The following is a 13,653-nucleotide window of genomic DNA, read 5'->3' as shown; positions in this document are numbered from 1 at the left end:
AGCGCCGGCGCTCAGGCCTGCTGTCCGTAGCTGGCAAACTTGCTCAGCACTGTTGCCATCTCGGCGGCGTCGAGCAGCACCGGCCGACCGAGCTGGCAGGCGCGCCAGTACTGTTCGCAGAGCGTTTCGAGTTCGACGCCGAGCGCCAGCGCCTGCTCGAGATCGTCGCCGATCACCAGCATGCCGTGATTGCCGAGCAGGCAGGCGCAACGCTCGACGATCGCTCGCAGCACCGCGTCGGAGAGTGCCTGCGTGCCGAAAGTCGCGTAGTCGGCGCAACGCAGGCTGTCGCCGCCAAAGCGCGCAATCATGTAGTGAAAGGGCGGGATGTCGCGGCGCAGACAGGCCAGGCTGGTGGCGAAGGGCGAATGGGCGTGCAGAATCGCGCCGGCGGCGGGGCGAGCAAGGTAGAGGTCACGGTGGAAGCGCCACTCCGAGGACGGCTTGCGGCGCCCCGCGGGGGTCCCGTCGAGGCGCATGAAAACGATGTCCTCGGCTTCCAGGGCGTCGTAGTCCATGCCCGTCGGGGTGATCAGGAAGCCCTCCGCAACGCCGCCGACACGAAGGCTGAGGTTGCCGGCAGTGCCGCGGTTCAGGCCGACGGCGCTCATCCGCCGTGCCGTGGCGATCAATCTCTGACGAAGCTCAAGCATGCCTTTCCTCCGGGTACAGCGCCAACAGCCCGGCAGCGCTGGCCGGACAGCCGCCGCGTTCAGTGATCAGTGCACTGACCAGCTTCGCCGGGGTGATGTCGAAAGCCGGGTTCACGACGCTTGCGCTGGCCGGCAACTGCTGCAACTGGCCGCGAACACCGCCAGCATCGCGGCCGTGCACGATGCGCAGCTCGTCGGCAGCGCGTTCCTCGATCGGAATCTCCGCCCCGCTCGGACAGGCAAAGTCGATCGTCGAGCGCGGCGCGGCGACGTAGAACGGCACCCCGGCGGCGGCAGCCGCCAGCGCCTTGAGGTAGGTGCCGATCTTGTTGGCGACGTCGCCGTTGGCGGCGATGCGGTCGGCACCGACGATGACCGCGTCGATATCACCGCGCGCCAGCAGCAGGCCGGCGGCGTTATCGGCAATGACGGTATGCGGCACGCCGTGCTGGGCCAGCTCCCAGGCCGTCAACAGCCCCTGATTGCGCGGCCGCGTTTCGGAAACCCACACCTGCACGTCGATGCCGGCATCGAAAGCGGCATAGACCGGCGCCAGCGCCGTGCCGTGATCGACGGTGGCCAGCCAGCCGGCGTTGCAGTGGGTCATGATCTGCAGCCGCTCGCGCCCGCCGCTGGCGCCGCGCAGCCGTTGCAGGCCATGCTCGCCGATCTGACGACATTGCTCGACGTCCTCGTCGGCGATCCGTGCCGCTTCCTGCCAGGCGGCTTCGGCACGCGCCGCGCGTGGCAGCGGCGCCAGGCAGCGCTGCATGCGCGCCAGCGCCCAGCGCAGGTTCACCGCCGTCGGCCGCGTCGCGGCCAGGGTCTCGACGGCCGCCAGGAGCGTCGCGTCATCGTCGCCATGCACCATCGCCAGCGCCAGCCCGTAGGCAGCAGTCACGCCAATCAGCGGCGCGCCGCGCACCTGCATGCTGCAAATCGCCTGCGCCACTTCCTCCAGACTGGCCAGACGCAAGACGCGATACGCGTGCGGCAGCGCCGTCTGGTCGATGATCGCGACCGCGTCGGCATTTGCCAGCGGCCAGATCGTTCTTGTCGGCGTGCCATCAACTCTCATGGCCGCCATTCTAGCAGTGCGACCAGGCTTGCCGAAGGATGCGAGCGACGATCAGCGCTCGCCGCAGACCCCGGCGCTGTTCAGTTTTGCTATTCTCTGCGCGCTTAATGTGAAAGTCGCGCCAGCGACTCACGAAACTCCCTTCTCCCCTCGCGGGAGAAGGGTCAGGGGAAGAGGGGAAACAGTCATGGCTGCCATCATCAGGGGCGTCTCGATGTGTCATGACCGTTAGCAGCCCACCCGATTACCGATGAGGACCTCCATGACACGCTTCACCGCCGCCATCACCCGCCGCCGCAGCCCTTCCCTACTCCTTTTTGCGCTGGCGGCATGCAGCCTGAGCAGCCCCCTGCACGCCGCCAGCGGCGAGCTGCCGAAACGCAAACCCGGCCTGTGGGAGCTCAACACGCGCATGGAAGGCATGCCATCGATCGGCGCGATGCAGCAATGCATCGACCGCGAGAGCGACGACCTGATGATGCAGCAGGCGCAGAAGGAAAAGCACAAGTGCAGCGTCCTGGACGTCAAGACACAGGGCAACAAGGCCAGCGTGCACGCGGTATGCAAGATCGAGGGCAGCACCGCGACGACCGACGCGACTTTCGTCGGCTCTTTCGACGTCGCCTACAAAGGTAACATGCATACCCGCTTCAGCCCGCCGCTGCACGGCATCAGCGAATCGAAAGCGACCCTCGACGCGCGCTGGATCGGCCCCTGCAAGCCGGGTCAGAAGCCGGGAGACATCAGCATGCCGACCATCGGCGGCATGGACATCAACGAGATGATGAAGGACCCGCGCGTTCGGGAACTGATGAAACAGCAGCAGCGGTAAGTCCGGCGGCAGCGCTGGAGCGCTGCAGCGGTGGAGCGGTGGAGCGGGCCCCCGCTCGGCTCGCGCGACACGTCCGTGCGTGGCGGCGAGCGACCGGATCAGCGCTCAGCGGTTTTCCAGCCGGTTGTAGTCGAGCAGGCCGGAGCCGATCGGCGAAAACTGCAGGTGCGCTTCCTGCAGCTCGTCGCTGGCCTGCCAGAACTGCGGGTTGCTGCGGCGAACGACGTAGCGATCGGCCAGCGCGCGGTAGTCCTCCTCCGCCGACAAGCTGCCGATGGCCGCCGCCAGGGCCTTGATTTCCGAGCGTTGCAGGCGATAGATGGCGCTCGGGTAGGCGCCGATGAAGCCTGGCACGACGGTCATCGTATTCTCGGCCGGCGCTAGCTCACGGCCTTCGCGAAGCAGGCTGGAGACACTGAGGTGGCCGGTATTGCGCAACAGCGTGAAGTAACGCGGCGCGCGCGGCGGATCCTCGAGACGCACGGAGACCATCTCGGGAAACCACGACAGGGCAGCACCGCGCGCACTGGCCAGCGTCGCGAGATCCTTGCGCAAGGCGGCGTCGCTCACTTGCGCAAGCTCGTATTCGCGGTTCAGCACCGGCGCCACTCGTTTCTGGAGCAGCGTGTACAGTTCGCGCTGCGCATCCTTGCTGCGATAAGAGATGCCGCTGTGGCCGTCGAAACTGGCGAGTTTTCCGTACACGTGGTTCTTCACTTCCTGGCTGGCACCGCGATACCAGTAGTCACTCACCTTCTTGCGCTCATCCCGGGGCAGAAAAGTGAGAAAGTTAAACTCCCCTTCCATGCGCAGGAAGTCCATGTACATCCGCGACAGCAACTGGTGGCCGACGTTGCCATAGACGTCGTAACCGGCGACCAGCAGGTAGTGGATGCGCTCGAGCAGGCCGTAGCCGATCACCCACGTCGTCTTCGGAGGCCCGCCGACCAGACCCTTGACCACCGAGGCGTTGTCGAAGTGGCGGAAAATGGTCAGTGCCGCGTTCGGGTTATTGCCGTCGCCGTTCCATATCCACTCTGGATTCGGGCCCTTGTTGGTCGCCGCGTAGCGATCGAGGAACTGCGACTTGGCCTGCAGATACTCGCCCTGCAGTTTGGCGTACTTGCGCCACGGACCGATGATCCCGGCATCACTTCCCTGTGCCGCCGGCAAGGCCAGCAGACTGGATTCGCGCGACAGGAACTCGCCGGCCTGGTCCTGCAGATCGGCGTCGGCGAGGAAGAACACCCAGAAACGATCCTCGATCACGTTCAGGGCCACCTGGCCACGACAGACCGGTCCCTTGATGAAGTTCATGATCGTGAATTGCGCCTCGTCGAGCATGAACTGATAGCGTGTCGAGGTGGGCAGGGCCTGGAAAGTCACGAAGGGATTGGAAGCCACTTTCAGCTCGTAGGACGGCAGTTCGCTGACCGTGTACTCGGCCGCAATGAACAGCTCCCGCCAGCGCTGCATGCGCTTCGCGCCGAGCGCATAAGGCAGATGCGTCTTGTCGACAATCGTCTCGCGTTCGCGATCGAGGCGGTAGTAAACGCGCTCGACGCCGGGGTCGTCATAGGGCCGGCGGCTGGCAATGAGGTCGATCGGCTGGCCCGGCGGCGTCCGCGACCTGACCATCCGGAAGTAGTGATGCGCCGCATCGTCGTCGAAGTACAGATGCGCCAGGAAAAGATGTTCGTAGATGTAGCGGCTGGCCAGGCGCTGCTTGAGCGAGTCGCCATTCAGGAACACCTCCCAGTCGGCGACCTGCTGCTCAATCGCTGCCGGCAGCGGTGGCAGCCCTTCGAATGGCGCGCCCAGTTCGAGCCAGCGGCTCAGGGTGGCCATCTCGGCTTCGTTCAGGCCGGGCAGACCAAAGGGCATTCCCCAGAGGGGATTCTTGCGCTCGAAAGCCGCGTAGTCGTCAATGCGCGGGCACTGCTGTTCCCGGTCGAGCGAAAAATCGAAAGCCTTCGGCAGGATGGCCGTGTCCGGCAAGGGGTGATCCTGCTTGAGCTTCAGCGCCCGATACATCACGCTCGCCGCCAGATTCGCCGCCGGCGTCTGTTCACGCTCGTTGAGCACCGCCGCGAAGCCTTTGTCGCGCCATTGCGAGGCCGTCTGCGCCTCGGTGAACAAGCGCGTCAACGGCGCTTCGTCCAGGCGCCCGCTGTCGTAGACCAGCTCCTTGCTGGTGCCCCGGGCAATGCCCTCCCAGGCCGTGAACTTGAGCTGGCAGGGCGCGTCGTAACAGGCGTGGCAAACCACGCAGCGCTGTTCAAGGATCGGCTGCACGTCGCGACGATACGAGAATCCGGCCGGCGGCATGGCCGGCACATCGAAGCGCGCCGGGTCCGCTGCGCCGTAGTCCTCGTTGAGCGTGTGCCGGGTAATTGCGGCGCAGCCGCTGAGCACGACGATGAGCAGGAGCAGCGATTGCCTGTTGATGATCATGAGCATTTTCCAGAGTTGTTGCGCCGCGCTGGCGAGTGCGCGCCGGTGGCCGACACCGGCAAAGCGTGAAGCATACCCACTCTGAGCCTCGCTGCGCCAGTCCCCGGCTTGCCATCCCGGGCCACTTGTCTGCCCGATCAGCGGCGCGGCCGCGCGGGCAGCGACCTGATCGCCACCTGCAGCACTCACCCAGCCTGCCGCGCCATGCCCGGCGGCGAGTGCGACGAACGCGACGAACGCGACGAACGCGACGCCAATGACGGGCGTGCGCCTTCTGCCGCCCGCCCGTCATTGCGAGGAGGCGCAGCCGACGCGGCAATCCAGTTCCATCCTCTCACTATTTCCCGCCGCATCGACATCTTGACCACGCGAAAAGCCAAACCTCTGGATTGCCGCGTCGGCTTCGCCTCCTCGCAATGACGGAGCGTGGGAGATGACGGAGCGTGGGAAATGCATGCCGAAAGTCTCCTGCCCCGACGCGCATCAGACTATCGTCGCGTCGCCAGCCTGCGAAGCGCGTGCGCGAGGTTTCTTGCGCGATGCGCAAGCCCGCGTGCTCGATGTGCAAGCCCTTTTGCTCTTCCGGCAAGCCTTTGATCCGCGCTCGTCAGCCCGCTGAGTGCTACAGCGAAGCACTTGTTTTTAACGGAGCCACGGAGAACAGCCCCGGCAAGGCTCCGAGCTTCCAGGGCAAGGCTCTGCGCTACCCCGGCAAGGAAAAAAAGCCATTCCCGCCAGTCTTTTTGCGGGGCGCGCAAAGCATCGAGGTTTGCACCGCAAGGCTTTGATTCGTCCTCGCGAAGCTTGTACTAACCGGTGTTTAACATGGGGTTGTAAGCCGGAACCGCCGAATATGTAGTGCACCGCATATTCGGCGATATGCAGAGTCCAGGAATATGAGGAGTATTCTTTCCTAGGGCGGCAGCATTTGCCTTGAAATCAGGTGGTTGCAGCGGTTTCTTTTGCCGGTTTTCTCGGCATATTACTGTCGTCCTTGAACGGTTGGTTAGCCAAAGGAGGACAGTATGCTTACGACCTATTTCACGCGCCCGGCAACGCGCGCGGGGTATTATGCGGGACCTGTCGGTCCCTATCTAGACCCTTTCACTGACTGGTTGGTGAAACGGGGTTATTGCAAAGACGCCATCCGGCATCTTCTCCTTGGGGCGGTCGGCTTCGCCAACTGGATGCAGGTGGCCGGTGGTGACCTGACTTCCTTGCACGAAGGTGTTTGGAATACCTTCTGCGATCATTTGGCCAAGCAGGGTCGGCTGCATGGCACGAAGGGACAGCATTCGATCTACTGGCGCGGCGCGAAACAGTTCACGGAGTTTCTTCGCGCCCAGCAAGGCATCGTCGCTACCAAGGCGGCGCTAGCTCCGCCGGAACTGGTGGCCGCATTCGAGCACTGGATGCAAATTCACCGTGGCGTCAAACCCTCGACGCTGATCACCTATCGCCAGCACGTCATGGACCTGCTCTCTTCGCTGGACCCGCAACCAGAGCAGTTCAATGCCACCAAGCTCCACGGCTTCATTCTGACTTACGCCAAGCGCAACGGCCGCGCTGTTGCACAAACCCGTGTAAAAGCCGCTCGCATGTTTCTTCGGTTTTTGATCGCCACTGAACGTTGTCAGCCGGGCCTCGACGCCGCCATTCCGACCATTGCCGAATGGCGCTTGGCGAGCTTGCCCCGCTATTTGCCGCCGGCCGACGTAGAGCGTGTTCTGGAGGCATGCAATGGCGCAAGGCCTATCGATATCCGCGACAAAGCCATCCTTCTGCTGTTGGCACGACTCGGCCTGCGCGCCAGCGACGTCGCCTCGTTGAAGTTCGACGATATCGATTGGTTGCACGGCACGTTTACCGTCATCGGCAAGAGTCGGCATGAGGCCAAACTGCCTTTGCCTCAGGACGTCGGTGACGCCATCTTGAACTATTTGCGGCAAGCGCGTCCCTCGGTAAACGACGTCTACGTTTTTATCACCGCTGTCGCTCCATGGGAGCCGATCACCCGAAACGTGGTCAAGCATGTCGCTACGCGTGCCATCCGGCGTGCCGGTGTCGAGGCGCTGTCGTTCGGTTCCCATATTTTCCGCCATTCGGCGGCAACCGGGTTGCTCCGCCAAGGCGCTTCGCTCCAGGTCATTGGCGAAGTATTGCGCCACCGCAGCATCGACACCACCGCCTTGTACGCCAAAGTCGACATCGGACTATTGCAGCAAGTCATCAGGCCGTGGCCGGGAGCGACATCATGCTAAAGGACGCGCTTGATACCTATTTGGCTGTTCGCCACGCGGCCGGTTTCGCTCTCGTCGATGACGAACACCGCCTCCGAGGCTTTGTCCGCTTCGCCAGTGCGCAAGGAGACACCGTCATAGTCGCCGCGACGGCCATCGCCTGGGCAGGGCAAGGGCGGTCGGAATCGCAACGCAGCAACCGTTTGAAGATGGTCATCCGCTTTGCGCGGTTTGCTCATGCTACCGATGGTCGCCACGAGATCCCGCCGCAGGGCGTGTATTGTGCGCGGCGGCAGCGGCCAACCCCCTATCTGTATACCGAGAACGAAATCCAGGCGCTGATGGCGCAAGCGCTGCACCTTGGTCCGCCAGGGACGCTACGGGCGCAGACCTACAGCACCTTGATTGGCCTGCTGGCCGCGACCGGGCTGCGTATTTCCGAAGCCATCAGCCTCCATTTCCAGGACATTTCCGCTGACGGCTTGGTGATCCGCAACACGAAGTTTAAAAAAAGTCGGCTGGTGCCGTTGCACTCGACGACCCAGGCGGCACTGGAGCGATATCTGGTCGAACGCCGCCGAGTTGCCACCAATGATGACCATATGTTCCTCTCGACACAGCTCGGTCCATTGAGTCTCGACGCAGTGTATCCGACATTCCACAAACTCCTGTCAGCCTGCGGTCTTCCCCGCCAAGCAGGGCAGCCGAGGCCCCGGCTGATCGATTTTCGTCACACCTTTGCGTCGAATGCGCTGATAGCTTGCCCGCATGCTCGCGACCACATTGGGAGCCACATGCTGGCACTGATGACCTACCTTGGTCACGCAGTCCCAAGCAGCACGTACTGGTATTTGGAAAGCTCGCCACGATTGATGGAGGATATCGTCGACGTATGCGAGCGCTTGTTCGAGGAGCAAACGCCATGACACCGATCGCCCCCCATATCACCGCCTTTTTGCGCGAACGCCTTCCCCTGCAACGTGGCGCGAGCGAGCACACTTGCGACAGCTATGCCTACGCCTTCCAGTTGCTGTTCGAGTTTGCCGGCAAGCGACTGCGGCTTACGCCATCGGCGCTAAGTCTTGAGCAGATCGACGCCAAATTGGTGATGGACTTCCTGCAACACCTTGAAACCGAGCGCCACAATGGCCCGCGCACGCGTAACGCCCGCTTGGTGGCGATCAAGTCCTTCATGCGCTTTATCGAGCATCGCGTGCCGGCGCTGCTGGAACAAAGCCGGCGCATTTTGGCGATCCCGGCGAAGCGCACCGATTCCCACTTGATCAGTTATTTGTCGATGGATGAGATGCAGACCGTTCTCAATGCGCCGGATCTCCAGCGCCACGACGGCATCCGCGACCGCGCTATGCTCCACCTATGCTTCTCCGCCGGGTTGCGCGTTTCGGAACTGGTCAACCTGCCGATAAATGCGATCGAGTGGCAACCATCGCCCAATGTGCGGATCATGGGCAAGGGCCGTCGGGAACGTTTGCTCCCACTCTGGAAGCAGACTTGCGTGGATTTGCGCGCGTGGTTGGCGGTGCGCGGTCCGGCGCCGGCGACGGAGTTGTTCGTTAATGCGCGCGGCCAGCCGCTAACTCGATCCGGCTTCGAGTACATTCTCAACAAATACGTTCAGACGGCCGCCGAACGATATCCCGTGCTTAAGCAACGGCACATCTCGCCGCACAGCCTGAGGCACAGCGCCGCGATGATGGTGTTGCAGGCAACGGGGGATATCCGCAAAGTCTCGCTCTGGCTCGGCCATGCAGACATCCAGACGACCGAAATTTACTTGCGGGCGGACCCAACAGAAAAGCTGGATGCAATGAGCGCCGTTGTGCCGCTCTCACTAAAAAAAGGACGGTTCCGGGCGCCAGACAAACTGATCGCCTCGCTGCGGGGCGCTTGAATATGCTGAGCGATGGGAGCCGACATGGCCGTCAGCACAAGGCTCCCACGCCTGCAATTCTGCATATTCCTGGACTCTGCATATCGCCGAAAATTCCGTCATCCCAACTCCAGCCCCGCCACGAGCGCATCCAGGTCGATCACCTTGCCATTACTGAGGAAGGTGTAGTGCCCGTTCAGCAGGATGTGCCGCCAAGCTGCCGGCGAAATCTGCGTGATCAGCGCCAGTGTCTTGGTGTTGCCGCTTGCCTCGAACTTTGTCAGCAGCCGCGACAGGATGGCTGAGTTGTAGTAGATGATGGCGTTGGCGATCAGGCGTGCGCACTGGTTGCTGATCTCGATTTCGATGTCGGTGCGCCCGGTCAATTCCTTCTTTCCGCCGACCTGTGCGATGGTCGAGCGTAGCTGGTGGTAGGACTCGATGCGATTCTGCGAGCGGTGCACGTTACGTTCCAGTTGCGGATCGCGCAGGTAGCGCAGCGTGTAGATGCTGCGGATCAGCTTGTCGAACTCGAAGATCGCGCGCCGCGTCGGGTTCGGCGCGGTGTAGGTGCATAGCTTGCGGATCAACGTACCCTGGGTCATCTCTTTCAGGCCCAACGTGGCGACGATCTGGTCGATATTCGGCTTCTCGCCGATGATGAGTTGCCGGTCGATCTGACCGACCGGCCGGATCAGGCACTTCTCGTATTGTGCCGGATCGTCGGCACAATACAGCTCGGCCAGTTGATCTTCCAAATCGGTGAAACGCGGCTCGAAGCGTAGGCCGAACCAGTGCAGGATTGCGAAGTTGGCCTTGTTCGCGCTGTGCATGTCGCCGGTGATCGCGGTCGGCACGATATCCGAGGTGTTGCGATACCAGATATCGAACACATGGTGGCCTTCGTACTCGTGCGCGCCGATGAGGTAGCCGTTGAGCGGCACATGGTTGCACAGCAGCGTGTAGGCGACCACGCCCTTGCCACGCCCAAAATATTTGCGCGAGTAGCGCGCCTTCACGGTCGGCCGCTCGACGCCAAACTTCTGGCCATCGACAGCACCGTACAGGGTCTCAAGGTCGAACGAGTAATAAGGGAAGATCGGCAGCGCGGCGATGGCGTTACTGACGCGGTCGTTGGCGGCATGCAGTGAAGCCTGGCGCAGATACTGTTGGTACGTGGTTTCCAGCACGTGGTACGGAATGTCGCTGGTGCGCGCCATGACCTGATTGCCGTGGTTCATCGCCTGCGCGATGATCACCGCCATCAGGGTGTCGGTGTCGGTCACCTTTTTCGCATAGCGCGGCTGCAACGGCGTCAGTGCCGACAGGAACTGGCACTGGCCGTTGACGAAACGCAACACGTCGGCCACGTCGCAGAACGGCAGTTGCTCGTAGACCACCAGCTCGCGCGCCTTGTTGTTCTCGGCCTTGGGTTTGCGCCAGGTCAGCGTCTGCGTGTTCTTGTCGTACTCCAGGTGCGTCAGCTTGCCCTGTTTCAGCTCGCGGTTGAAGGCCAGCCACTGTGCGTGCAGATCGGCTGTCAGCGTATCGAGCTGCGCCTCGATCGGTTGGCGCAGAAAAGGGATGTCGATCTGTGCGAGCGCGTCGGCCATTTCCTCCATCGAGACCAGTTCGTCGGAGAAATGGCGGTGTTGCAGGCTGTCATCCAAATAGAGTTCGCCCGACTTCAGGCGCTTCCTGATTTGCCGGTACAACCAGAACTCGTAGCGGTCGGCATGCAGGCCGGCTGGCTTGCCATCGGCATCGGAGATCTCCAGATACGGTCGCAACCGCTTGGGTAGTGTGCTTGCCGGGCATTCGGCAAGCGGCCGTTGCGACAGACGTTGCCGGTTGGCAAACACGCTCTTTGCCCAGGCCAGTGCCGCGAGCCACGGACTGTCCGGGTCGATGCCGGCGAAGTCGAGCGCGACATACAGAGGTCGCAGATGGCGGCGAATGCGTTCGGCCAGGCCGTCAACCGCCTGCCAGTGCAGGGCCAGCTTGCTCGCCGGTTTGACACTCATACGCTGGCCGGTGATTTGAAGCGTGTCTTTCGGCATGATCTTGTACGCGCGCTGCCGCACCTTGCCGAACGGCGTGGCATCGGCTACCGCGTCATCGACATAGAGCAATAGCAAGCGTCCGACCTGCGGCGTTTCCTGATGACGTCGTACCTGCTCGGCGATGAACGATTTCTGCGCGCCTGCACTGCTCTCTTCCTCCAGCTGCTTCATGTGGTAAGCCATCGCATCGACCAGGTTGTCGGTGAGCTGCCGGTAGCGTTGCCAGGCGTAGCACAGCAGATAGAGATGGGTCTGGTCCGCCTTGATGTTGCGCAGGTCGTGGACGGTATAGAAGTTCGCCAGACTCGCGTAGAAGAGCAGGTTCTGCTGCGAGATGCCCAGCGTGGGCAGCAACGCCTTGGCGATTCTGTGCAGCGGCTCCAGCATGGCGCGCTTCTCACGCTCGCGAGCCATCTGACGCCAGCCGAAATCCTTGGCGTCCTGTCGCAGCACGGCCAGTTCGGACAGCGTGCTGTCTCGCATCAGGAGTTGAGCCAGCGCGGCCTTGGCCGCGTCGTCCAGCGCTTGCGCCAGGAGGCCACCCAAGCGCCGGCGTTCGGCAGACAGTGTTTCGCTGATCAGTTCTTGCACGGTGGTGTAGCCCGGCCGAATGATCTTGTGTTCGTTAAGCCAAACGATCAGCTCGGCGGCCACGAATCCCGGCGTCACGTCGCGCCGCACGATCTGCGTGGCCTGCTGGGCGAGCTGCGGCAGGAAGTCGCCAATCCACAGCCGGTAGCCGAACAGCTCGGCGATCCGCCCGCGCTGGGTGTAGTACTCATGATTGGTGATTGGCTTGCGCTCGAACGTCTCGCCGGCGAAATAGCGGCTCAACACGAAGGCGCAATCGTCCTCGACATCGATCCAATCGAAGCGGAAAAAGGCGTGCTTGGCCTTGAAGTAGCTGATCTGTAGAACACAGTAGACTTGGACGTAAAGTCCGGGGCGGCTGGTCGCAAGGGTCAATTCGGCTTCGGACAGCACCAGGTACTCCAGCCGCTGTGCATCGTCGAAGTCCGGCAGACCGTACAGCGCATGCTGCTCGGCCTCGGACAGGACAGCCAATCGCTCACTCTTGGCTGTCATCGAGATGACGCACCCCGTGATCCAGTCCAGCCGACCCGCTCCAGGGTTTCGATCAAGGTGGTGCGCTTGACACCGAAGTTGCGGCACACGGCTGCCTTGGACATGCCACCATTCAGAGCGACGATGATGGTGTCCAGCTTCTCTCCGACGATGACGGCTGGTCGCCCACCAACCCGGCCGCGCCGCCGGGCGGCAGCCAGGCCCGCGACAACACGCTCCTGGATCAGGGCGCGTTCGTATTGTGCCAACGCGCCAAACACATGAAACAGCAGCTCGCCCGACGCCGTGGTGGTGTCCATGCCTTCGGTGAGCGAGCGGAAAGCCACCCGCTTGTCCTTGAGTGCGTTCACGATGGTGAGTAGATGCGACAACGAGCGGCCCAGACGATCCAGCTTCCAGACAACCAGCACATCACCGGGGCGCACGAACTCCAGCGCCATAGCCAAGCCAGACCGATCATCCTTGGCACCGGAGGCACGATCCTCGTACAGATGGCGGGCATCAACGCCTGCCGCCAGCAGAGCATCGCGCTGCAAGTCAGTGCTTTGCCGATCTGAGTCAGACGAAACACGCATGTAGCCAACCAACATAAGCGGATAACCTTGAAATGGAGTTTCCGTATAGTAGAGGATAGCGACAGTGTTTGCCGTACTCTTTTAGCGGCGGTGTAGGGGTGGTTTTGGTGGTTGCTACTGACCTGTCGCAAAACAGATGTTTTCCGACATCCGGCCAAAGCGCAACGGATGCGTCTTAGTGTCACGTGAGCTACAATGTAGCTCACAAACTTGGAGGATCAGATCATGTCCGCAAATGCCGTTGTCCGTGCCAGAATCGACGAGCACATTAAGGAAGAGGCGACCGCCGTGCTTGCGGCGATGGGGCTGACCGTGTCGGACGCCTTCCGCATCATGCTGACCCGCGTCGCCCGCGAGAAGGCACTGCCGTTCGAGCCACTGGTTCCGAACGTCGAAACCATCGAGGCGATGAAGGAAGCGCGCAATGGTGGCCTGAAGTCGTTCGCCACCGTCGAGGACCTGATGGCGGACCTGAATGCGGAAGATTGAACACACCGGCCAGTTCAAGCGTGACTACAAGCGCGAAACCAAGGGACCGCACCGGCAAACGCTGCAAAGTGACTTCGTCACCATCGTCACGGCCTTGGCCCATGATCAGCCACTGGCTGACAAGCATCACGATCATTCGCTCAGTGGTGATTGGAAGGACCACCGGGATTGTCACGTCAAGCCAGACTTGGTCTTGATTTACAGAAAACCAGACGACAACGTACTCCAGCTCGTCCGTCTCGGTTCGCACAGCGAACTTGGCCTGTGAGCAGCCGGGCTCCGTGACAAGGAA

The 13,653-nt window shown here is 62.2% G+C and carries 13 protein-coding genes; 8 read left to right on the top strand and 5 right to left on the bottom strand.

What is annotated here, in order from left to right:
• Positions 1-11 precede the first annotated feature (11 nt).
• Both QZ648_RS02355 and mtnA read right to left on the bottom strand, forming a co-directional pair.
• Positions 12-653: a class II aldolase/adducin family protein gene (locus QZ648_RS02355; RefSeq protein WP_291995986.1), complete on the bottom strand. Its 642-nt coding sequence runs from the start codon at positions 651-653 to the stop codon at positions 12-14.
• Positions 646-1,731 carry an S-methyl-5-thioribose-1-phosphate isomerase gene (gene mtnA, locus QZ648_RS02350; protein ID WP_291995985.1) on the bottom strand — a complete coding sequence of 362 codons (1,086 nt, stop codon included), beginning with the start codon at positions 1,729-1,731 and terminating at the stop codon, positions 646-648. The genes QZ648_RS02355 and mtnA overlap by 8 nt, the downstream gene beginning before the upstream one ends.
• Before the next feature lie 262 nt (positions 1,732-1,993).
• On the opposite strand from mtnA, the gene QZ648_RS02345 reads away from it, so the two are divergent.
• Entirely contained in the window at positions 1,994-2,563 is a 570-nt protein-coding gene (locus QZ648_RS02345; RefSeq protein ID WP_169066692.1) for a DUF3617 family protein, read from the top strand.
• A gap of 105 nt (positions 2,564-2,668) precedes the next feature.
• On the opposite strand, the gene QZ648_RS02340 is transcribed toward QZ648_RS02345, so the two are convergent.
• On the bottom strand, positions 2,669-5,206 hold the full coding sequence (locus QZ648_RS02340) for a fatty acid cis/trans isomerase (RefSeq protein ID WP_366144042.1): 2,538 nt from the start codon (positions 5,204-5,206) through the stop codon (positions 2,669-2,671).
• Between the two features lie 15 nt (positions 5,207-5,221).
• Between QZ648_RS02340 and QZ648_RS02335 the strand changes: the two genes are divergently transcribed.
• The 5 genes from QZ648_RS02335 (at position 5,222) to QZ648_RS02315 (ending at position 9,169) form a co-directional block, all read left to right on the top strand.
• Positions 5,222-5,437 carry a hypothetical protein gene (locus tag QZ648_RS02335; protein WP_169066693.1) on the top strand — a complete coding sequence of 72 codons (216 nt, stop codon included), beginning with the start codon at positions 5,222-5,224 and terminating at the stop codon, positions 5,435-5,437.
• Between the two features lie 119 nt (positions 5,438-5,556).
• Positions 5,557-5,805: a hypothetical protein gene (locus QZ648_RS02330; RefSeq protein ID WP_291995984.1), complete on the top strand. Its 249-nt coding sequence runs from the start codon at positions 5,557-5,559 to the stop codon at positions 5,803-5,805.
• 237 nt (positions 5,806-6,042) lie between these two features.
• Positions 6,043-7,278, top strand: coding sequence for a tyrosine-type recombinase/integrase (locus QZ648_RS02325; protein WP_291995983.1), 1,236 nt, complete (start codon positions 6,043-6,045; stop codon positions 7,276-7,278).
• Positions 7,272-8,183, top strand: coding sequence for a tyrosine-type recombinase/integrase (locus QZ648_RS02320; protein WP_291985968.1), 912 nt, complete (start codon positions 7,272-7,274; stop codon positions 8,181-8,183). Before QZ648_RS02325 ends, QZ648_RS02320 begins: the two co-directional genes overlap by 7 nt.
• A complete protein-coding gene (locus QZ648_RS02315) occupies positions 8,180-9,169 on the top strand; it encodes a tyrosine-type recombinase/integrase (RefSeq protein WP_169068653.1) in 990 nt (329 codons plus the stop codon). Before QZ648_RS02320 ends, QZ648_RS02315 begins: the two co-directional genes overlap by 4 nt.
• A 98-nt stretch (positions 9,170-9,267) precedes the next feature.
• Here the strand turns inward: QZ648_RS02315 and QZ648_RS02310 are convergent, their stop codons facing one another.
• Together QZ648_RS02310 and QZ648_RS02305 are read right to left on the bottom strand one after the other, a co-directional pair.
• Positions 9,268-12,297 carry a Tn3 family transposase gene (locus QZ648_RS02310; RefSeq protein ID WP_291995982.1) on the bottom strand — a complete coding sequence of 1,010 codons (3,030 nt, stop codon included), beginning with the start codon at positions 12,295-12,297 and terminating at the stop codon, positions 9,268-9,270.
• Positions 12,294-12,887 (bottom strand): recombinase family protein, encoded by a 594-nt coding sequence (locus tag QZ648_RS02305; RefSeq protein ID WP_169068644.1) that lies wholly within the window; start codon positions 12,885-12,887, stop codon positions 12,294-12,296. Before QZ648_RS02305 ends, QZ648_RS02310 begins: the two co-directional genes overlap by 4 nt.
• A 210-nt stretch (positions 12,888-13,097) precedes the next feature.
• On the opposite strand from QZ648_RS02305, the gene QZ648_RS02300 reads away from it, so the two are divergent.
• Both QZ648_RS02300 and QZ648_RS02295 read left to right on the top strand, forming a co-directional pair.
• Entirely contained in the window at positions 13,098-13,361 is a 264-nt protein-coding gene (locus QZ648_RS02300; RefSeq protein WP_012806065.1) for a type II toxin-antitoxin system RelB/DinJ family antitoxin, read from the top strand.
• The gene (locus tag QZ648_RS02295) at positions 13,348-13,629 is read left to right on the top strand and encodes a type II toxin-antitoxin system YafQ family toxin (RefSeq protein WP_291995981.1); all 282 of its coding nucleotides are present in this window, start codon (positions 13,348-13,350) and stop codon (positions 13,627-13,629) included. The genes QZ648_RS02300 and QZ648_RS02295 overlap by 14 nt, the downstream gene beginning before the upstream one ends.
• Positions 13,630-13,653: the final 24 nt, after the last annotated feature.

Source organism: Candidatus Accumulibacter sp. ACC012, assembly GCF_907163155.1.
In the GTDB taxonomy this organism is placed as follows: Bacteria; Pseudomonadota; Gammaproteobacteria; order Burkholderiales; family Rhodocyclaceae; genus Accumulibacter; species Accumulibacter delftensis.
This window is presented reverse-complemented; position numbering and strand designations above follow the sequence as displayed.

Excerpts from the sequence above, each read along its gene's own strand:
- QZ648_RS02355 (WP_291995986.1), bottom strand. The coding sequence starts at position 653 with ATGCTTGAGCTTCGTCAGAGATTGATCGCCACGGCACGGCGGATGAGC.
- mtnA (WP_291995985.1), bottom strand. The coding sequence starts at position 1,731 with ATGAGAGTTGATGGCACGCCGACAAGAACGATCTGGCCGCTGGCAAAT.
- QZ648_RS02345 (WP_169066692.1), top strand. The coding sequence starts at position 1,994 with ATGACACGCTTCACCGCCGCCATCACCCGCCGCCGCAGCCCTTCCCTA.
- QZ648_RS02335 (WP_169066693.1), top strand. The coding sequence starts at position 5,222 with ATGCCCGGCGGCGAGTGCGACGAACGCGACGAACGCGACGAACGCGAC.
- QZ648_RS02330 (WP_291995984.1), top strand. The coding sequence starts at position 5,557 with ATGCGCAAGCCCGCGTGCTCGATGTGCAAGCCCTTTTGCTCTTCCGGC.
- QZ648_RS02325 (WP_291995983.1), top strand. The coding sequence starts at position 6,043 with ATGCTTACGACCTATTTCACGCGCCCGGCAACGCGCGCGGGGTATTAT.
- QZ648_RS02320 (WP_291985968.1), top strand. The coding sequence starts at position 7,272 with ATGCTAAAGGACGCGCTTGATACCTATTTGGCTGTTCGCCACGCGGCC.
- QZ648_RS02315 (WP_169068653.1), top strand. The coding sequence starts at position 8,180 with ATGACACCGATCGCCCCCCATATCACCGCCTTTTTGCGCGAACGCCTT.
- QZ648_RS02310 (WP_291995982.1), bottom strand. The coding sequence starts at position 12,297 with ATGACAGCCAAGAGTGAGCGATTGGCTGTCCTGTCCGAGGCCGAGCAG.
- QZ648_RS02305 (WP_169068644.1), bottom strand. The coding sequence starts at position 12,887 with ATGTTGGTTGGCTACATGCGTGTTTCGTCTGACTCAGATCGGCAAAGC.
- QZ648_RS02300 (WP_012806065.1), top strand. The coding sequence starts at position 13,098 with ATGTCCGCAAATGCCGTTGTCCGTGCCAGAATCGACGAGCACATTAAG.
- QZ648_RS02295 (WP_291995981.1), top strand. The coding sequence starts at position 13,348 with ATGCGGAAGATTGAACACACCGGCCAGTTCAAGCGTGACTACAAGCGC.